This is a genomic window from Stenotrophomonas geniculata ATCC 19374 = JCM 13324 (genome assembly GCF_001431625.1).
Classification (GTDB): Bacteria; Pseudomonadota; Gammaproteobacteria; order Xanthomonadales; family Xanthomonadaceae; genus Stenotrophomonas; species Stenotrophomonas geniculata.
Genome location: NZ_LLXT01000149.1, coordinates 61,568 through 79,301, shown reverse-complemented (window position 1 = coordinate 79,301; position 17,734 = coordinate 61,568). Strand labels below are relative to the sequence as shown.

General features: G+C 67.0%; 14 protein-coding genes and 1 pseudogene. 3 read left to right on the top strand and 12 right to left on the bottom strand.

Going from position 1 to position 17,734, the window contains the following annotated elements; translation table 11 throughout:
* Nucleotides 1-10: 10 nt before the first annotated feature.
* Nucleotides 11-937, bottom strand: a complete 927-nt coding sequence (locus ARC63_RS20235) for an alpha/beta fold hydrolase (protein ID WP_057504237.1) — start codon at nt 935-937, stop codon at nt 11-13.
* 203 nt (nt 938-1,140) lie between these two features.
* Here ARC63_RS20235 and metF point away from each other — a divergent pair, with 203 nt between their 5' ends.
* Both metF and ARC63_RS20225 read left to right on the top strand, forming a co-directional pair.
* Nucleotides 1,141-1,968, top strand: coding sequence for a methylenetetrahydrofolate reductase [NAD(P)H] (metF, locus tag ARC63_RS20230; protein ID WP_004143823.1), 828 nt, complete (start codon nt 1,141-1,143; stop codon nt 1,966-1,968).
* Nucleotides 1,969-2,008: 40 nt separating this feature from the next.
* Nucleotides 2,009-2,593, top strand: a complete 585-nt coding sequence (locus ARC63_RS20225) for a DUF4124 domain-containing protein (protein WP_057504236.1) — start codon at nt 2,009-2,011, stop codon at nt 2,591-2,593.
* Nucleotides 2,594-2,637: 44 nt separating this feature from the next.
* Here the strand turns inward: ARC63_RS20225 and ARC63_RS20220 are convergent, their stop codons facing one another.
* From ARC63_RS20220 to ARC63_RS20210, 3 genes are all read right to left on the bottom strand, one after another.
* Nucleotides 2,638-3,594, bottom strand: a complete 957-nt coding sequence (locus ARC63_RS20220) for a Nudix family hydrolase (RefSeq protein ID WP_057504235.1) — start codon at nt 3,592-3,594, stop codon at nt 2,638-2,640.
* A gap of 113 nt (nt 3,595-3,707) precedes the next feature.
* On the bottom strand, nt 3,708-6,440 hold the full coding sequence (secA, locus tag ARC63_RS20215; RefSeq protein ID WP_057504234.1) for a preprotein translocase subunit SecA: 2,733 nt from the start codon (nt 6,438-6,440) through the stop codon (nt 3,708-3,710).
* A 267-nt stretch (nt 6,441-6,707) separates the two neighbouring features.
* Nucleotides 6,708-7,664, bottom strand: a complete 957-nt coding sequence (locus ARC63_RS20210) for a M23 family metallopeptidase (protein ID WP_010481918.1) — start codon at nt 7,662-7,664, stop codon at nt 6,708-6,710.
* Nucleotides 7,665-7,676: 12 nt separating this feature from the next.
* Here ARC63_RS20210 and ARC63_RS20205 point away from each other — a divergent pair, with 12 nt between their 5' ends.
* Entirely contained in the window at nt 7,677-8,126 is a 450-nt protein-coding gene (locus tag ARC63_RS20205; RefSeq protein WP_029379786.1) for a DciA family protein, read from the top strand.
* Between the two features lie 282 nt (nt 8,127-8,408).
* Here the strand turns inward: ARC63_RS20205 and lpxC are convergent, their stop codons facing one another.
* The 8 genes and pseudogenes from lpxC to ftsW all read right to left on the bottom strand — a co-directional run bounded on the left by lpxC (nt 8,409) and on the right by ftsW (nt 17,733).
* Nucleotides 8,409-9,320, bottom strand: coding sequence for a UDP-3-O-acyl-N-acetylglucosamine deacetylase (lpxC, locus tag ARC63_RS20200; RefSeq protein ID WP_005408085.1), 912 nt, complete (start codon nt 9,318-9,320; stop codon nt 8,409-8,411).
* Between the two features lie 191 nt (nt 9,321-9,511).
* The gene (gene ftsZ, locus ARC63_RS20195; protein ID WP_043397963.1) at nt 9,512-10,747 is read right to left on the bottom strand and encodes a cell division protein FtsZ; all 1,236 of its coding nucleotides are present in this window, start codon (nt 10,745-10,747) and stop codon (nt 9,512-9,514) included.
* A 170-nt stretch (nt 10,748-10,917) separates the two neighbouring features.
* The gene (gene ftsA / locus ARC63_RS20190) at nt 10,918-12,153 is read right to left on the bottom strand and encodes a cell division protein FtsA (protein WP_005408083.1); all 1,236 of its coding nucleotides are present in this window, start codon (nt 12,151-12,153) and stop codon (nt 10,918-10,920) included.
* A 68-nt stretch (nt 12,154-12,221) separates the two neighbouring features.
* Nucleotides 12,222-12,899 (bottom strand): annotated as a pseudogene (locus ARC63_RS20185) (cell division protein FtsQ/DivIB); the annotation flags it as partial.
* On the bottom strand, nt 12,896-13,858 hold the full coding sequence (locus tag ARC63_RS20180) for a D-alanine--D-alanine ligase (RefSeq protein WP_057504233.1): 963 nt from the start codon (nt 13,856-13,858) through the stop codon (nt 12,896-12,898). The pseudogene ARC63_RS20185 and the gene ARC63_RS20180, both read right to left, overlap by 4 nt.
* Nucleotides 13,855-15,291, bottom strand: coding sequence for a UDP-N-acetylmuramate--L-alanine ligase (murC, locus tag ARC63_RS20175; RefSeq protein WP_057504232.1), 1,437 nt, complete (start codon nt 15,289-15,291; stop codon nt 13,855-13,857). The genes ARC63_RS20180 and murC overlap by 4 nt, the downstream gene beginning before the upstream one ends.
* A 40-nt stretch (nt 15,292-15,331) precedes the next feature.
* Complete coding sequence (gene murG, locus ARC63_RS20170; protein WP_057504231.1) at nt 15,332-16,417, bottom strand: undecaprenyldiphospho-muramoylpentapeptide beta-N-acetylglucosaminyltransferase; 1,086 nt, start codon at nt 16,415-16,417, stop codon at nt 15,332-15,334.
* On the bottom strand, nt 16,414-17,733 hold the full coding sequence (gene ftsW, locus ARC63_RS20165; RefSeq protein WP_049411261.1) for a putative lipid II flippase FtsW: 1,320 nt from the start codon (nt 17,731-17,733) through the stop codon (nt 16,414-16,416). Before ftsW ends, murG begins: the two co-directional genes overlap by 4 nt.
* Nucleotide 17,734 lies beyond the last annotated feature (1 nt).

Below are 17,734 nucleotides of genomic sequence, written 5' to 3'. Positions count from 1 at the left end.
AGGACAAGGGTCAGGGGTGCGCGGCGAGGAAACGCTGCACCTGCTCCTGCAGCCAGCGCGGATCATCCCACATCAGGAAGTGGAACCCCTGTGCGCTCATCGCAATCTGCACGCCCTGAAGCTTCGCGTACTGCGCCTGGAACACCGCGCGCGTGCTGTCCTCGGTGCCGCCCATCGGCTGGTAGCCGGCCCAGCTGCCCAGCACCAACGTCGGTGCGCTGATCGAGGCAATGCTGTCGCGCAGGTCGATGGTCATCACCGCATGCATGGCATCGGCGGTGGTCTGGCGGTCACTGCCTTCGCCCCAGCGACCCAGCTCGGCCTGGCGCTGCGGATCACGGGTCATGCCCGGCAGGCCCGCCTTCAACTGCGCCTGCCATTGCGCGGCGTCGGCAGCGAGCATGCCCTTGCGCAGCTGGTCGGCCATCGGCCGCACGCTGTCTGCGGTGGCCTTAGGGTCACGCGCGGCTGGCAGGAACGGCAGTGCATCGACCACCACCAGGGCGCTGACCGCCGCCGGCTGGGCCTGCGCCATCTGCAGGCCCAGCAGGCCACCCAGGCTGTGTCCGATCACCACCACCGGGCCCAGGTGCCGGTCATGCAGGTAGGCCAGCAGCTGCCCGCGCATGGCCGGCAGGAAGTCGGCCGGGCGCGGATCGGCGGCTGCGGCGCCGGCAAAGCCGGGCAGCTGCACCAGATGGCACTGCACGTCCTTCAGCGCCAGGCAGGTCTCGCGCCAGACCTCGGCGCTGCTGTTGAGACCGGGGATCATCAGCAGCGGACGGCCCTTGCCGACCACCTCGACCTGCACCTTGCCGGTGCCTGTGGCGGCCACCGCATGGGCCGGACCGGAGCCAAGCACGGCCATCGCCATGCCGATCATCGCCAGCCGGGCCAAGGCCTTCATTGCGTACCACAGTGCCAGGAAGATCTTCATCGTCTGCTCCTTCGTCGGGTGGGTGGTGCCGGGATGGGAACAGCGTGCCGCCGGGCCAGTGCCCCCGGTTACGATTTCGGAGCAACGGCCGGACACCTGGGCGAACGGTCGCGTGCCACGGATGGCCTGCCCTCACGCAGCTGTCAAACATCCATCTTGATGAAGCGATATACTGGCCCGCACCCGCCGCCACCGCCCGTGCCATGACTGCCATCAGCTTCGAGTTCTATCCGCCCAAGACCGACGAACAGCGCAGCCAGCTGGACCGCGCCGCGGCCAAGCTGAAGGACTACGGTCCCGAGTACGTGTCGTGTACCTTCGGCGCTGGTGGCTCGACCCTGAGCTACACCTCCGAAACCGTGCGCCATCTCAACCAGCACCACGGTTTCGATGCCGCGCCGCACCTGTCGTGCGTGGGTGGCACCCGCCAGGAAATCCGCGAGCTGCTCAAGCTGTACCGCGCCATCGGCTGTCGCCGCCTGGTCGCGCTGCGCGGCGACCTGCCGTCGGGCATGGGCTTTCCCGGCGACATGCGCTATGCCGCCGAACTGATCGACTTCATCCGCGCCGAGCACGGCGATGCGTTCCATATCGAAGTAGGCGCGTACCCAGAAACGCATCCGCAGGCCTCCGACGCACTGGCCGACCTGAAGCACTTCAAGGCCAAGATCGATGCCGGTGCCGATGCGGCGATCACCCAGTACTTCTTCAACCCGGACGCGTACTTCCATTTCGTCGACGAAGTACGGCGGCTGGGCGTGCAGGTACCGATCACCCCCGGCATCATGCCGATTGCCAACTTCAGCCAGCTGCGTCGCTTCTCCGAACAATGTGGTGCGGAGATTCCGCGTTGGATCAGCCGCAAGATGCAGGCCTATGGCGATGACGCGGAGTCAGTGCGTGCATTCGGCACTGAAGTGGTGGCCCGGCTGTGCCAGCGCCTGATCGAGGGCGGCGCACCCGGCCTGCACTTCTACACCCTGAACCTGGCCAAGCCGACCACCTCGGTGCTGAAGCTGCTGCAGGGCTGAGAGCACGACGCGCAAGCGTGATCGGCGCTACCCTGCAGGAATGATCCGGCTTTCCTTCCTGCTGTTGCTGCTGCCGCTGTGCGTGCTGTCGAGCGTCGCCCAGGCGCAGTCCACGCGCCTGAACCGCTGTACCGATGCCCAGGGCCAGAGCGTGTATACCGACCGTCCCTGCGACAGCCTGGGTGCGCAGTCGCGGCTGCCGCCGCCTGCGCCCGCCGGCAACACCCTGCAGCGCGACACCCTGGGGGCACGCTGCCCGCGGCGACTGAGCGAACTGGTGGATGCGCTGCGTACTGGCATCCTCAGCAACGATGTGAACCGGCTGTCCTCGCTGTACCTGTGGGGCGCGGTCTCTGATGCGGGTGCGCAGCGCATCCTCGGCCAGCTGGAATCGTTGGCGCGGCGGCCATTGGTGGACGTGGTGCCGGTGTATCCCTCGCAGGCGCTGCCGCAATCGCAGGATGAGGTCCAGAACCCGGCTGCGCAGGGATCCGACTCTGTGGCCTCCGTGGCGCGGCATCCGATCGGCCTGCGCCTGGAACAGACCTTGCCCGGCAGCGTGTCGCGCGCTTCGACGGTGCTGGGGTTGCGGCGGCAGTACGGGTGTTTCTGGATCACGTTGTGATCGGGAGGGTCAGAGCCGCGCGTTGCGATGATCCGACCCTGACATCACGCCGGCCACAGCGCGCGAATGGCGGCGATGCCCTGCCCACCATGGCGACGCGCCTCACTGATGTGGCCACTGCCCATGCCACCCAGCGCGTAGATCGGCAGTGACACCTGCGCACGCAGCTCGGCGAAGGCATCCCAGCCCAGCGGCACGGCATCGGGATGGCTGGCCGTGGCCTGCACCGGACCCAGCACGGCGAAGTCGCAGCCCAACTGCTGTGCGGCCTGCAGCTGCTGCAGGTCATGGCAGGACGCGGCCACCAGCTGGCCTTCGGGCAGCGGACGCTGCGACAGCCCCAGCAGCTGTTCGCTGCCCAGATGCACGCCCACGCCCAGTGCGCGTGCCAGCTCGATATCGCGGTTGAGCAGCCACTGCACGCCGCTGCGACGATGCGCGCGCAGGGCCTGCTCGACCATCGCCTGGCGCTGCGGATGCGCCGTCGGCAAGCGCAGCTGGATGCGCTGCTGGCCCGCGGCCACCGCGCGCTGCAGCTGTTCGTGCCAATGCTGCATGCCGCCCTCATCATCGGCCGGCGCCGGGGTGATCAGGTAGCTGTCGGGCTGGCGCAGGGCGGCCACCACCGGCAGGTCTGCCGGCGGCATTGAATAGCGGCCCAGCTTGTCCGGCGCCACCCAGGTGATCGCCTGCCCTTCACGGCCGCGGGGGGTTCCCTTCCAGCTGCGCACGTGGCGCACTTCCAGGGTCAGGTGCTTGTCCGGATAGCGCTGCGGCACGTCCATCAGCCACTCGCCGACATCGGCCTCGATGCCCAGTTCCTCGCGCAGCTCGCGCACCAGGGCCTGCTCGGAGGTCTCGCCGGATTCGCGCTTGCCGCCGGGGAATTCCCACAGGCCAGCCATGTCGCGGTTCTCGGTACGGCGGTTGAGCAGCACGCGGCCACGGGCGTCGGTGATGACGGCGGCCACAACGTGGATCGATCGGGTGGGGGAAGGCATGGAGGAAGCATGCCCAGAACAGGGCGGCCCGTGCAATCTCGGATCCGGCCGGATCAGCCCTGCGAAACAGCCGCCCTAAAAGAAGAACCCCGCTTTTGCGGGGCTCTTCGGGGTCAGCTCAGCTGGCCGTGGCAGTGCTTGTACTTCTTGCCACTGCCGCACGGGCATGGATCGTTGCGGCCGATCTTCGGCTCGTCGCGCTGCACCTGTGCGTTGCCCTGCTGGGCAGCCTGCACCTGCGCAGCTTCCTCGTCGGCGCTGTAGCCGCCCACGTCCTGGTGCTGGAACTGCGACTGGCTCAGGCGGGCTTCGGCCTGCTGGCGTTCGGCCGCTTCCAGCGCCTGCACTTCCTCGTCGCTGCGGATGCGCACGCGCGACAGCAGGGTCACCACTTCGCGCTTGACGTTCTCCAGCATGTCCGAGAACAGTTCGAAGGCTTCCTTCTTGTACTCCTGCTTCGGCTGCTTCTGCGCGTAACCACGCAGGTAGATGCCCTGGCGCAGGTAATCCATGCGGGCCAGGTGCTCCTTCCAGCTCTGGTCCAGCACGGTCAGCATCACGTGCTTCTCCAGCGCGCGCATGGTCTCTTCGCCCACGCCGGCTTCCTTCTCGGCGAAGTGCTGGTTGACGCGTTCCTGCACCTTGGCAGCGATGGCTTCGGCGTCCAGCTCTTCGTGCGACTTGACCAGGTCGGTCAGCGACATCTGCAGGCCGAAGTCCGACTCCAGGGTCGCTTCCAGGCCACGCAGGTCCCACTGCTCGTCGATCGAGTTCGGCGGCACGAAGCGGGCCACCACGTCGAAGATCACGTCGTCGCGGATGCCGTCGACGTTGTCCTTCACCGACTCGGCGTCCAGCAGCTCGTCGCGCTGGGCGTAGATCACCTTGCGCTGGTCGTTGTTGACGTCGTCGAAGTCCAGCAGGTTCTTGCGGATGTCGAAGTTGTGGGCCTCGACCTTGCGCTGCGCCTTCTCGATCTGGCGGCTGACCAGTCGGTCCTCGATGACGTCATCTTCCTTCATGCCCATCATGCGCATGGCCTTCTGCACCCAGTCGGAGGCGAAGATGCGCATCAGGTTGTCTTCCAGCGACAGGTAGAAGCGGGACGAACCCGGGTCACCCTGGCGGCCCGAACGGCCACGCAGCTGGTTGTCGATACGGCGCGATTCATGGCGTTCGGTACCGACGATGTGCAGGCCGCCGGCAGCCTTGACGGCCTCGTGGCGCTTCTGCCATTCGGCCTTGACCGCGGCCTTCTGCTCCTCGGTGGCACCTTCGCCCAGCTCGTGGATTTCCGCTTCCAGCGAACCGCCCAGCACGATGTCGGTACCACGGCCGGCCATGTTGGTGGCAATGGTCACGGCCGCCGGACGGCCGGCATTGGCGACGATGGTCGCTTCGCGGTCATGCTGCTTGGCGTTTAGCACTTCGTGCTTCACGCCCGCCTTGCGCAGGTGCTCGGACAGCATTTCCGAGGTTTCGATCGAGGTGGTACCCACCAGCACCGGCTGGCCGCGCTTGGCGCACTCTTCGATGTCGGCCAGCACCGCATTGAACTTGCCCTTGCGGTTGAGGAACACCTGGTCCGGGCTGTCCTTGCGGATGGTCGGGCGGTTGGTCGGAATCACCACCACTTCCAGGCCGTAGATGCTCTGGAACTCGAAGGCTTCGGTATCGGCCGTACCGGTCATGCCGGACAGCTTCTTGTACATGCGGAACAGGTTCTGGAAGGTGATGCTCGCCAGCGTCTGGTTCTCGCGCTGGACCGGCACGCCTTCCTTCGCTTCCACCGCCTGGTGCAGGCCATCGGACCAGCGACGGCCGGACAGGGTGCGGCCGGTGAACTCATCGACGATGACCACTTCGCCATCGCGCACGATGTAGTCCACGTCACGCTGGTAGATCGCGTGCGCGCGCAGTGCGGCGTTGAGGTGGTGGACCACGGTCAGGTTCTGCGGCGCGTACAGGCCTTCGGTCTCGCCGTCGAGGATGCCGGCCTCGACCAGCAGCTGCTCGGCGTGCTCCATGCCCGCTTCGGACAGGTGCACCTGCTTGCCCTTCTCGTCGACCCAGAAGTCGCCTTCGCCGTCTTCCACTTCCTGCTTGACCAGGTTCGGCACGACGCGGTTGACGCGGATGTACAGCTCCGGGGAATCATCGGCCGGGCCGGAGATGATCAGCGGGGTACGCGCTTCGTCGATCAGGATGGAGTCGACTTCGTCGACGATGGCGTAGTGCAGGCCGCGCTGGTAGCGGTCGGCCTTGGACAGCGCCATGTTGTCGCGCAGGTAGTCGAAACCGAATTCGTTGTTGGTGCCGTAGGTGATGTCCGAGGCGTAGGCTTCGCGCTTGTCGCTGTGCGGCATGCCCGGGTAGACCACGCCCACGCTCAGGCCCAGCCAGTTGTACAGCTTGCCCATCTGCGCGGCGTCACGGCGCGCCAGGTAGTCGTTCACGGTGACCACGTGCACGCCCTTGCCTTCCAGCGCGTTGAGGTACACCGGCAGGGTCGCCACCAGGGTCTTGCCTTCACCGGTGCGCATTTCTGCGATCTTGCCCAGGTGAAGCACCATGCCGCCGATCAGCTGCACGTCGTAGTGGCGCATGCCCAGCACGCGGCGACCGGCCTCGCGGCAGACCGCGAACGCTTCCGGCAGCACCTTGTCCAGGGCTTCACCATTGGCAATGCGCTGCTTGAACTCCGGCGTCTTGGCCTGAAGCTGCTCGTCGGAAAGCTTCTCGATCTCCGGTTCCAGCGCATTGATCTTGGCGACGATGCGGTTGAGCTGGCGCAGCTGTCGTTCGTTACGACTGCCAAATACGCGGGTAAGCAGGCTGTTGATCATTGAAGGAACCGGGTTGGATGGACACGACGCCCGGCCTCCCCCTTGGGATCCGTCCGCCGCAAACGAAACAGGGCGCCTGGCGCCCTGTCGATGGCAACACCCATTGTAGCTTGGGACGGCCGTGAGGGGTTTCAACCCTTTGCGGTCGTCCAGGCGGCCGGGACCGGGGTCCTGGCGGCCGCGCTTCGCGCTCGCGGGGCATGGCCCCGCGCTACCGCCGGGATCCGACGGCGTGCCGGTAGCGCCGGGCCATGCCCGGCGTTGGGTTCAACCGCGGCTGATGCGGCCGACCGGCGTATTGCCGCCGTCGCCAAGGAACTTGCGCGGGTTGACCACGTTGCCGTTCTCCCACACCTCGAAGTGCACGTGGGCGCCGGTCGAACGACCGGTGGAACCGGCCTTGGCCACTTCCTGCCCGGCACGGACCAGGTCGCCAACCTTCACCACCAGGCGCGAATTGTGCGCGTAGCGGGTGACGTAGCCGTTACCGTGGTCGACGTCGACCACGTTGCCGTAGCCGCCCTTGACGCCGGCGAAGCTGACCACGCCTTCGGCCACGGCCATCACCGGGTCACCGACCTTGGCGTGGAAGTCCATGCCCTTGTGGGTAGCGGCACCGCGGCCGAACGGGTCGGCACGGGTGCCGAAACCGGAGGTCACATAGCTGTTGCGGATCGGCATGCGCGAGGGCACGGCGTTCTGCTGCAGCTGGTGGTCGAACATCAGCGATTCCATCACCGACAACTGCCGGCCTGAAGCAGCGAAGCGCTGCTCCAGCACCTGTAAGTCGGCGTTGACGTCCTTGACCGGGATATCGCTGGTCGGGCCGCCGGCGTCACCGTCACCGAGGCCGGGGGTCTCGTTGAAGTCGAACTCGCCGTCTTCCAGCTTGCCCATCTGGGTCAGCCGTTCGCCGAGGGCGTTGAGGCGGGTGGCCTGGGCCTGCAGCTCGCCGAGGCGGGCCGCCAGCGCGTTGACCTGGGTCTGCGCATCGCGCTTGACCTTGGCCAGCTCCGCATCCTGGCGCTCGACCTTGGCCTGCAGGCGGGAGTCATTCAGCGCGCTGGCGCCAATGCCACCGGCAAGGCCGATAATGCAGCCTACCCCGAGCACGCTGCCCAGCAGGGCGCGGGGGCGGTCCTCGAAATAGAACCGCAAACGCGCGATGGGCGACGATTTGGCCTGTCCTTCACGCGTTTTGATTACGATCTTTTTGAATGCCATCAGTGAGTTTTCATGTCTGAGCCGAAATCCAGCGTTCGCCCCGCGTCAGTGCCGAAGCCGGCGCTGGATGCGGTGATGGCGGACAAAAGCGGGAACCCGCTGCGGCGTGCCTTGTGGCTCGACGCGCTGGACCGTCAGTTGCGCCCCCAGTTGCCGCCACCTCTGCGCAGCCGTTGCCGGCTGGCCAATGTGGACGGGGAACACCTCGTTTTTCTCGTCGAGTCCCCGGTCTGGCATGCCAAGTTGCGGCTTGCCGAAGCCCAGTTGCTCGACGCGGCCCGTTCCATCGGGCTGAAGGCCACCAAGGTGACCATCAAGACTGCGTCTCCCACTCCCACGCGCTCCCCAGCGCTCGACAACCGGAATGGACCCCACGCAGTTTCAGCCGCCACGCACAAAGGGCTACGCGACGCCTTGGCTTGCCTGCAGGACGTTCCTTCGAAGCCGAAGAAGCGGTCCTGACGACAACGGAGCATCCGGCTCCGCTCCCCGTCGCACGTGTCACCACGGCGTGAAACATTTCGGGGGCCGGGTCGCATCCTAGCTGCCATCCGGGGGCCTGTCGTTAGATTGTTGTTAAAACTACGTTAAATTCAGGCTTCCGATCCAACAGGTTCACAAAACCGTGACCTCGAACCGGCCTTGATGCGCGTCAAGCATGCTGAATGCGACGAAGATAGCTGAAACGACAACGCCGCCCTGGAAGGCGGCGTTTTTGTCTTTCAATTCAACAACCTGCAGAAATCAGGCGTAGGCCGGAGTGGCATATTCGACCGGATCCGGCGTGGCCGGCGAGTCGAAGCTGACCCATTCCCAGGCGGTGGCATCGGCCATCAGCGCGCGCACCAGCTTGTTGTTGAGCGCGTGACCCGACTTGAAGCCCTCGTAGGCACCCAGCACCTGGCCACCGGCCAGATAAAGGTCGCCGATCGCGTCGAGGATCTTGTGGCGCACGAATTCGTCGGCGTAGCGCAGGCCGTCTTCGTTGAGCACGCGGAACTCGTCCAGCACGATGGCGTTGTCCATCGAACCGCCCAGGCCCAGGTTGCGCTCGCGCATGTATTCCAGGTCGCGCATGAAGCCGAAGGTGCGCGCGCGGGAGATTTCCTTGGTGTAGGCCAGCGTCGAGAACTCGATTTCCTGGCGCGACTGCTTGGCCGGGATCATCGGGTGGTCGAACTGGATGGTGAAGCCCAGCTTGTAGCCCTCGTACGGGCTGAAGCGGGCCACCTTGTCGCCCTCGGTCACTTCCACGGTCTTCAGCACGCGGATGAAGCGCTTGGGCGCATCCTGTTCCACGATGCCCGCCGACTGCAGCAGGAACACGAAGGGGCCGGCCGAACCGTCCATGATCGGCAGCTCGGCCGAGGACAGTTCGACGATGATGTTGTCCACACCCAGGCCGGCCAGCGCCGACATCAGGTGTTCGACGGTCTGGATCTTGGCGTCGTTGCAGGTCAGGCCGGTGCACAGGGTCACTTCGGTGACCAGCTCGGCCTTGGCCGGCACTTCCACCACCGGGTCCAGGTCCACGCGGCGGAACACGATGCCATGGTTGACCGGTGCCGGGCGCAGGGTCATGTAGACCTTGTCACCGCTGTGCAGGCCAACGCCGGTGGCGCGGATCGTGTTCTTGAGGGTGCGTTGCTGGATCATGGGGGATGGACCGGAAGTGACACATTAGATTAACACGCAAGGTCCCCTACCCCGGCTGAAAGCAGGCAGGACGCACCGGCGCGCCAATGGGACGCACATGAAGCAGGGCGGCCGGGCCCATCCTGGCCCGGCGCCCGCATTTTCAGGACATGGTGGCGCAACCCGGGGAGGACAACCCCGGGCCGCCCCGCTTAGTCCGCCTGGCGGCGCAGGAACGCCGGGATGTCCAGGTAGTCGTTCGGCAGTTCCGCCGCAGCCGGTGCCGAAGCCGCCGGGGCCGACGGGGCCGAAGCCGCTGCGGTATCGCTGCTGGCACGACGCAGGCCCAGGCCCATGCCACCGACGGCCTTGGACACAGCGTCGCCGCCGTTGTCGAAGTCACCGAATTCCGGCTGGCCGGTGGTGGCATTGCGGACCAGCTTGATCGGCGCACGCTCGCCCGGACGCTGGGTCTTGCTGGCCGACACGCGGTTCAGGCCGGTAGCGACCACGGTCACGCGCACTTCGTCCTGCATGTCCGGATCCAGCACGGTACCGACCACCACGGTGGCGTCTTCGGAAGCGAAGCCATCGATGGTGCGGCCGATCTCGTCGAACTCGGCCATGGTGAAGTCCGCACCGGCGGTGATGTTGACCAGGATGCCGTTGGCACCGGCCAGGTTCACATCGTCCAGCAGCGGGTTCTGGATCGCGGCTTCGGCGGCGGCCTGGGCGCGGTCATCACCACGCGCGGTGCCGGTACCCATCATCGCCAGGCCCATTTCGGACATGACGGTGCGCACGTCGGCGAAGTCGACGTTGATCAGGCCCGGACGCACGATCAGGTCGGCGATGCCCTGCACGGCGCCCTGCAGCACGTCGTTGGCGGCACGGAAGGCCTGGATCATGGTCGCGTTGCGGCCCAGCACGGTGATCAGCTTCTCGTTCGGGATGGTGATCAGCGAGTCGCAGTGCTGGCTCAGTTCCTCGATGCCCTTCAGCGCCACCTGCATGCGGCGACGGCCTTCGAACGGGAACGGCTTGGTGACCACGGCCACGGTCAGGATGCCCATTTCCTTGGCCAGCTGCGCCACTACCGGAGCCGCGCCGGTGCCGGTGCCACCGCCCATGCCGGCGGTGATGAAGACCATGTCCGCACCCTGCAGCGCGTCCATGATGCGCTCACGGTCTTCCAGCGCGGCCTGGCGGCCGACTTCCGGATTCGCGCCTGCGCCCAGGCCCTTGGTCACGTTGGTACCCAGCTGCAGCTGCAGCTTGGCACCACAATTCTTGATGGCCTGCGAGTCGGTGTTGGCGGTGATGAATTCCACGCCATCCACCGCCGAGTTGACCATGTGCGCCACGGCATTGCCGCCGCCGCCGCCCACGCCAACCACCTTGATCACCGCATTGGGTGCCATCTTTTCGATCAGTTCAAAATGCGCCATGTCCGTGTCCTCGTTGTATCCGCTTTGGCTGGCATGGGCATTCGGGCGTCCTGCCGTCCTGCTGCATGCCGACGTTGCGGCTGTGTGGGTTGTGTGTTGCCGGTGTTGCCTTGTGATGCGGGTACTGCGGGTGTTGCGCCTGGGCGATGCCCAGGTTTGCGGATTCCGCGTCAGAACTCGCCGCGGAACCAGGTCTTGAGTTTCTTGAACATGCTTCCAGCGCGCCCGGTCGGCAGCGAAGGCCGGCGCGGATGCTCGATCTGGCTGCCCATCAGCAGCAGGCCCACGCCGGTGGCGTGCACCGGGTTGCCCACCACTTCGCCCAGCCCGGTGACGTGCTGCGGGATGCCCACGCGCACCGGCATCTGCAGCATTTCCTCGGCCAGCTCGACCACGCCTTCCATCTTCGACGCACCACCGGTCAGCACCATGCCGGCGCGTACCAGTTCCTCGAAGCCGGAGCGGCGCAGTTCGGCCTGCACCATCTCGAAGATTTCCTCGTAGCGACCCTGCACCGCCTGCGCCAGCGAGTGGCGCGGCATGCGACGCGGCGGGCGGTCACCCACCGACGGCACCTGGATGCTCTCCTCGGCGGTGGCCAGCTGGGCCAGGGCGCAGGCGTAACGCACCTTGATCTGCTCGGCTTCCGGGGTCGGCGTGCGCAGCATGTGCGCGATGTCGTTGGTGACGTGGTCGCCGGCGATCGGCAGCGAGGCGGTGTGGCAGATCGCGCCCTGCACGAACACCGCGATGTCGGTGGTGCCGGCGCCCATGTCGACCAGCACCACGCCCAGCTCGCGCTCGTCAGCAGTCAGCACCGCCACGCTGGAGGCCAGCGAGGACAGCACCAGGTCATCCACCTGCAGGCCGCAGCGCTGCACGCACTTGCTGATGTTGGCCGCGGCCGACTGCGCGCACACCACCAGGTGCGCGTGCACCTCCAGGCGCACGCCGGTCATGCCGACCGGGTTGCGGATGCCTTCCTGCGAGTCGTCCAGCACGTACTCGCGCGGGATCGCGTGCAGGATCTTCTGGTCGGCCGGAATCGCCACCGCCTTGGCCGCGTCGAGCACGCGATCCAGGTCGCCCCAGGTCACTTCCCCGTCACGGATCGGCACGATGCCCGGCGAATTCTTGCACTGCACGTGGTTGCCGGAGATCGAGGCGTACACCGAGCGGATCTCGCAGCCGGCCATCAGCTCGGCTTCTTCCACCGCGCGCTGGATCGACTGCACGGTCGATTCGATGTCCACCACCACGCCGCGCTTCAAACCGCGCGACTCGTGCGAGCCGATGCCGATCACTTCGATCGGGTTGCCCGGCGAATACTCGCCCACCAGCGCCACCACCTTGGAGGTGCCGATGTCCAGGCCAACGATCAGCGATTTGTCACCCTTGCGATTCATGTCCTTTCCTGCGTCCTGCTGGCTGGGGTCGCCGGCGTTTTCGCCGGCGTGGCCGGGGTACCCCAGCTCAGCGTGAAACCATTGGTGTAACGGAGGTCGGCGCGCTCGATCGGCGCGTCCTGACGGTTCAGCTGCGGCAGCACCTTGACGAAGCGCTGCATGCGCGAGCGCGCGTCGTCACGGCCCACCACCACTTCGGTGCCGTTGCTCAGCACCAGCGACCAGCTGCCGCGTGCATCCATCGTCACCCGGCGCACGTCGACGCCGGCCGGTGCGAACAATGCACGCGAGTCGCTGTACAGCTTCATCACTTCTTCTGTCTGGCTGTCCGGGCCATCCAGTTCGGGCAGCGCCAGGTCGGCCAGCTTCTTCGGCGTGGGGAACAACTTGCCCTGCTCGGAAACCAGGCGGTCGCTGCCCCAGCGCGCGAACGGCTTGTGCTCGACCAGGGTCACTTCCAGCACGTCCGGCCACTGCTTGCGCACCTGCGCGCTTTCCACCCACGGCAGCTGTTCCAGCGCGTCCTGCGCGTCCTGCAGCTTGACCGCGAAGAAGCCGGCGCGCGCGTATGGCAGCAGCACCTGCTGCAGCTGTTCGGCCGGCACCCGCTTGAACTCACCATGCACGCGCAGCTTCGCCAGCGGCCAGCGCTCGGCGCCGACCCAGCCATTGACCACGGCCACCACCGGCAGTGCAACCACCGACAGCGCCAACAGCCAGACGAAGATGCGCAGCACCGCGTTCATGCGTGCGAGGCCTCCAGGGTCTGTTCCAGCACGCGCCACACCAGCTCTTCGAAGCTGATGCCGGCCTGGCCCGCGGCCTTGGGCACCAGCGAATGGCTGGTCATGCCCGGCGCGGTGTTCACTTCCAGCAGGAAGAAGCGGCCGCTGCTGCGATCACGCATGACATCCACGCGGCCCCAGCCACGGCAACCGGCGGCACGGAATGCGGCCAGCGCGATGCGCCGGATTTCTTCTTCGTCGTCACCGTCCAGGCCCGGGCACAGATACTGGGTGTCTTCGGCGATGTACTTGGCGTTGTAGTCGTACCACTGGCCCTTGGGCACGATGCGGATCGACGGCAGCGCGACATCCCCCAGGATGGCCACGGTCAGTTCGTCGCCCACCACCATCTGCTCCATCAGCAGCTGGCCGTCGTAGCGCGCGGCCAGCGCCACGGCCTCATCCAGGCCCGCATCATCGGTCACCCGGCTGATGCCCACGCTGGAACCTTCGTTGGCCGGCTTCACCACCACCGGCAGGCCCAGTTCGGCCGCCAGCGCATGTACGTTCGACGCGTCGACCTTCCTGTACTGCGGCGTCGGCAGGCCCAGCGACAGCCACACCTGCTTGGTGCGGATCTTGTCCATGCTCAGCGCCGAACCCAACACGTCCGAGCCGGTGTACGGCACGCCGAAGGCGTCCATCAAGCCCTGCACGATGCCGTCCTCACCACCACCGTTGTGGCCATGCAGGATGTTGAACACGCGATCGATGCCACCCGCGGCCAGCGCCTTGGCCAGCGCCGGGATGCCGTCCACGGCAAACGCATCGACGCCGCGTGACTGCAGGGCTTCGAGCACGTTGCGGCCGGAATCCAGCGATACCTCGCGTTCGCTGGAGGTGCCACCGAGCAGCACGGCGACGCGGCCGAAGCGGGCCGGGTCGGTCACGCGCAGCGGCGGGAAGGTCAGCGTGCTCACGCCTCGCCCTCCCCCTTGAAGCCTTCCACCGCGATGAGGGTGGCCACGGCGCCGATGTCGCCGGCCCCCATCATCAGCAGCAGGTCACCGTCCTGCAGCACGTCCGGCAGCACGCTGGCCAGTTCGCCAGCCTTGCCCACCACCACCGGCTCGCTGCGGCCGCGCGCGCGGATGGCGCGGGCCAGCGCGTGCGAATCGGCACCGGCAATCGGTTCCTCACCGGCCGGGTAGACCTCGCTCAGCACCAGCGCATCGACGCTGGACAGCACGGCCGCAAACTTGTCGAACTGGTCGCGGGTACGGCTGTAGCGGTGCGGCTGGAAGGCCACCACCAGGCGCTTGTCGGCCCAGCCACCGCGGGCGGCGGCGAACACGGCTTCCAGTTCGCTCGGGTGATGACCGTAGTCGTCAATGATGCGGACCTTGGCACCGCTGGCGGTGGTCACCTCGCCCAGGTCGTTGAAGCGACGACCAACGCCGGCGAAGCTTTCCAGTGCACGTGCGATCGCATCCGGCGCCACGCCCAGCTGCCAGCCCACTGCAGCCGCGGCCAGCGCGTTCAGCACGTTGTGCTTGCCCGGCAGCGCCAGCACCACTTCCTGGCTGGTGCCCTGCGGCAGGCGCAGGGTGAAGCGCATGCGCGAACCTTCCTGCACCACGTTCTCGGCGCGCACGTCGGCCTGCGGGCTCATGCCGTAGCTCATCACGTGGCGCGGGGTCTTGGCGGCCAGTGCAGCCACTTCCGGGTCATCGATGCACAGCACCGCCAGGCCGTAGAACGGCAGGCGCTGCAGGAACTCGGCGAACGCCGCCTGCACTCGGGCAAAATCGTTGCCGTAGTTCTCCAGATGATCCGCATCGATGTTGGTGATGATCGACATCAGAGGGTTCAGGCGCAGGAAGCTGCCATCGCTTTCGTCGGCCTCGGCCACCAGCCACTGCCCACTGCCCAGCTTGGCGTTGGCACCGGCGGCCAGCAGCTGGCCACCGATCACGAACGTCGGGTCCAGGCCACCTTCGCTCAGCACCGCAGCGGTGAGGCTGGTGGTGGTGGTCTTGCCATGGGTGCCGGCCACGGCGATGCCGCGGCGGAAGCGCATCAGCTCGGCCAGCATCGCTGCGCGCGGCATGATCGGAATGCGCTGGCTGCGTGCTTCCATCAGTTCCGGGTTGTCTTCGCGGATGGCGCTGGAGACCACCACGCAGTCGGTGCCCAGCACGTTGGCCGCGGAGTGGCCGCGCATGATGCGCGCACCCAGGCTGGCCAGGCGGCGGGTCGCCACGTTGTCGGCGTTGTCCGAACCGGACACTTCATAGCCCAGCGTCAGCATCACTTCGGCGATACCGCTCATGCCGGTGCCGCCGATGCCGACGAAATGCACGCGCGGGAATGCGCGCACCAGGTCGTTGGTGTCGTGCAGGCGACGGATCATGCGCGGCCTCGCGCAGGGCAGGCGCGGTGGCATGCCTTCTTCATACAGCTTCCTCAAGAATGATATCGGCGATGCGCTCGGCGGCATCGACCTTGGCCAGGGCACGCGCGGCTTGCGCCATCTGCATGCGGCGGGCGGGATTTTCGGACAGATCGCGCAGCAGTGCGGCAATGCCGTCGGCCAGCGTTCCGTCCTGCTTCAGCAAAACCGCCGCGCCGCGCTCGACCAGGAACTCCGCATTGCGGGTCTGGTGATCGTCGACGGCAGCGGGGAATGGCACCAGCACGCTGCCGACACCGACCGCGCACAGCTCGGCCAGCGTGGACGCGCCGGCACGGCACACGACCAGGTCGGCCCAGGCGAAGGCTTCGGCCATGTCCGCGATGAACGGGGTGATTTCAGCCTGCACGCCGGCCTTGGCATACGCCTCGACCGCTTCGGCATGCAGCTTCTCGCCACTCTGGTGGCGCACCTGCACCGGCACACCCGTGCCCAGCGCGGCAATCGCCTGCGGCACGCCGGTGTTGAGCGCACGCGCCCCCTGGCTGCCTCCCACCACCAGCACGCGCAGCGGGCCGTGGCGGTCGGCGAAGCGCTGTTCCGGCGGCGCGATGGCGGCGATTTCCGCACGCACCGGGTTGCCGACGAACTCCTCGCGCGCGGCGAAGGTGCCGGGGAAGCCGGTCAGCAACCGGCGCGCATAGTGCGACAGGATGCGGTTGGTCATGCCGGGCGCGCGATTCTGTTCGTGCACCAGCAGCGGCAGGCCGTGCAGGCGGGTGGCCATGCCACCGGGGCCAGAGGCAAAGCCACCGAAGGCGACCACCGCACGCGGCTGGCGCTTGCGGATGATCATGCCGGCCGCGCGCAGCGCGCGCATCAGCCGCCACGGCGCGCCCAGCAGGGCCAGCTTGCCCTTGCCGCGCAGGCCGGTGATGGCCAGCGTGTCGATTGGAATGTCGTGCTGTGGCACCAGGCGCGTTTCCATCGCACCGTCGGCACCCATCCAGGTGACCGGCACGCCGCGCTGGCGCAGCACGCGGGCCACGGCCAGGCCGGGGAAGATGTGACCGCCGGTGCCACCGGCCAGGATCATCACCGGGCGGGCGTTGGAAGCACTGCTCATGACAGCCTCCCGAAGGTCGGTTCGATGCGCGACTGCAGGCGGCTGGTGCCACGCGCAGCGTTCGGCGCAGCGGCAGCCACCGGCTCGGCGCTCATCGGCACGCTGGCGGCCACCGGCGCGGCGGGCCCGTCCATCGGCTCGGCAGCGGCGTCTTCGGCGCCGCCGATGCGCACCGCCTGGCGGCGCTCGGCGCGCTTGAGCTCATAGGACACGCGCAGCAGCAGGCCCATCGCCACGCAGGTCATCAGCACCGACGAACCGCCGGAGGAGATCAGCGGCAGGGTCAGGCCCTTGGTCGGCAGGATGCCCAGGTTCACGCCGATCGAGACGAAGGTCTGCATGCTGATCCACAGGCCGATGCCGAAGGCGATATAGCCGGAGAAGTGGCGCTTCATTTCCACGCAGCGCATGCCCAGCCAGAAGGTACGGCCGACCAGCAGCGCGTACAGGGCCACGATCACGCAGGTGCCCAGGAAGCCGAATTCCTCGGCGGTGACCGAGAAGATGAAGTCGGTGTGCGCTTCAGGCAGGTAGTACAGCTTCTGCACCGAGTTGCCCAGGCCGACGCCGGTCCACTCGCCACGGCCCACCGCCATCAGCGCGTTGGACAGCTGGTAGCCGTCGCCCTGCTGGTCGGCCCACGGGTCCAGGAAGGAGGTGATGCGGCGCATGCGGTACGGCTCGATGATCGCCAGCGCGCTCATGCCGACCAGGCCGATGATCACCGGCATCGACATGCGCGGCATGTTCACCCCGCCCAGCACCAGCATGCCGGCGGTGATCGCCAGCAGCAGGGTGGACGAACCGAAGTCCGGCTGCAGCAGCAGCAACAGCACCAGCGCACCGGCCACGCCCAACGGCTTGAGCATCGCCGGCCAGGTCGCGTTGACCTCGTCGCGGAAGCGCACCAGGTAGCTGGACAGCCAGACGATGTAGAGCACCTTCACCGCTTCCACCGTCTGGAACTTGGAGATGCCCAGGTTGATCCAGCGGCGTGCGCCGTTGACCGTGCTGCCCAGGCCCGGTGCGAACACCGCCAGCAGCAGCACGAAGCAGCCCAGCAGCAGCATCTGGTTGTACTGCTCGATGGACTTCAGTTCAGTGCGGGCGGCCACGACCGCCAGCACGATGCCCACCGCCAGGAAGATCAGGTGGCGGTTGAGGTAGTAGAACGGGCTGCTCATCAGCGCGATCGAACTGGACGCCACCATCACCACGCCAATGCCGGTGAGCGCGATGATCGCGCCCAGCAGCCACTTGTCGTAGCTGCCTTCGATGGCTTCAAGGCGTGTTGCCTGGCGGGACAGGTCGTTCATC

Bases quoted from the DNA above. Each gene is read 5' to 3' on its own strand.
- murG (WP_057504231.1), bottom strand. From the start codon at position 16,417: ATGAGCAGTGCTTCCAACGCCCGCCCGGTGATGATCCTGGCCGGTGGC.
- ARC63_RS20220 (WP_057504235.1), bottom strand. From the start codon at position 3,594: ATGCCTTCCCCCACCCGATCGATCCACGTTGTGGCCGCCGTCATCACC.
- ARC63_RS20225 (WP_057504236.1), top strand. From the start codon at position 2,009: ATGATCCGGCTTTCCTTCCTGCTGTTGCTGCTGCCGCTGTGCGTGCTG.
- ARC63_RS20235 (WP_057504237.1), bottom strand. From the start codon at position 937: ATGAAGATCTTCCTGGCACTGTGGTACGCAATGAAGGCCTTGGCCCGG.
- murC (WP_057504232.1), bottom strand. From the start codon at position 15,291: ATGATCCGTCGCCTGCACGACACCAACGACCTGGTGCGCGCATTCCCG.
- ftsW (WP_049411261.1), bottom strand. From the start codon at position 17,733: ATGAACGACCTGTCCCGCCAGGCAACACGCCTTGAAGCCATCGAAGGC.
- ftsZ (WP_043397963.1), bottom strand. From the start codon at position 10,747: ATGGCGCATTTTGAACTGATCGAAAAGATGGCACCCAATGCGGTGATC.
- lpxC (WP_005408085.1), bottom strand. From the start codon at position 9,320: ATGATCCAGCAACGCACCCTCAAGAACACGATCCGCGCCACCGGCGTT.
- secA (WP_057504234.1), bottom strand. From the start codon at position 6,440: ATGATCAACAGCCTGCTTACCCGCGTATTTGGCAGTCGTAACGAACGA.
- ARC63_RS20205 (WP_029379786.1), top strand. From the start codon at position 7,677: ATGTCTGAGCCGAAATCCAGCGTTCGCCCCGCGTCAGTGCCGAAGCCG.
- ftsA (WP_005408083.1), bottom strand. From the start codon at position 12,153: ATGAATCGCAAGGGTGACAAATCGCTGATCGTTGGCCTGGACATCGGC.
- ARC63_RS20210 (WP_010481918.1), bottom strand. From the start codon at position 7,664: ATGGCATTCAAAAAGATCGTAATCAAAACGCGTGAAGGACAGGCCAAA.
- metF (WP_004143823.1), top strand. From the start codon at position 1,141: ATGACTGCCATCAGCTTCGAGTTCTATCCGCCCAAGACCGACGAACAG.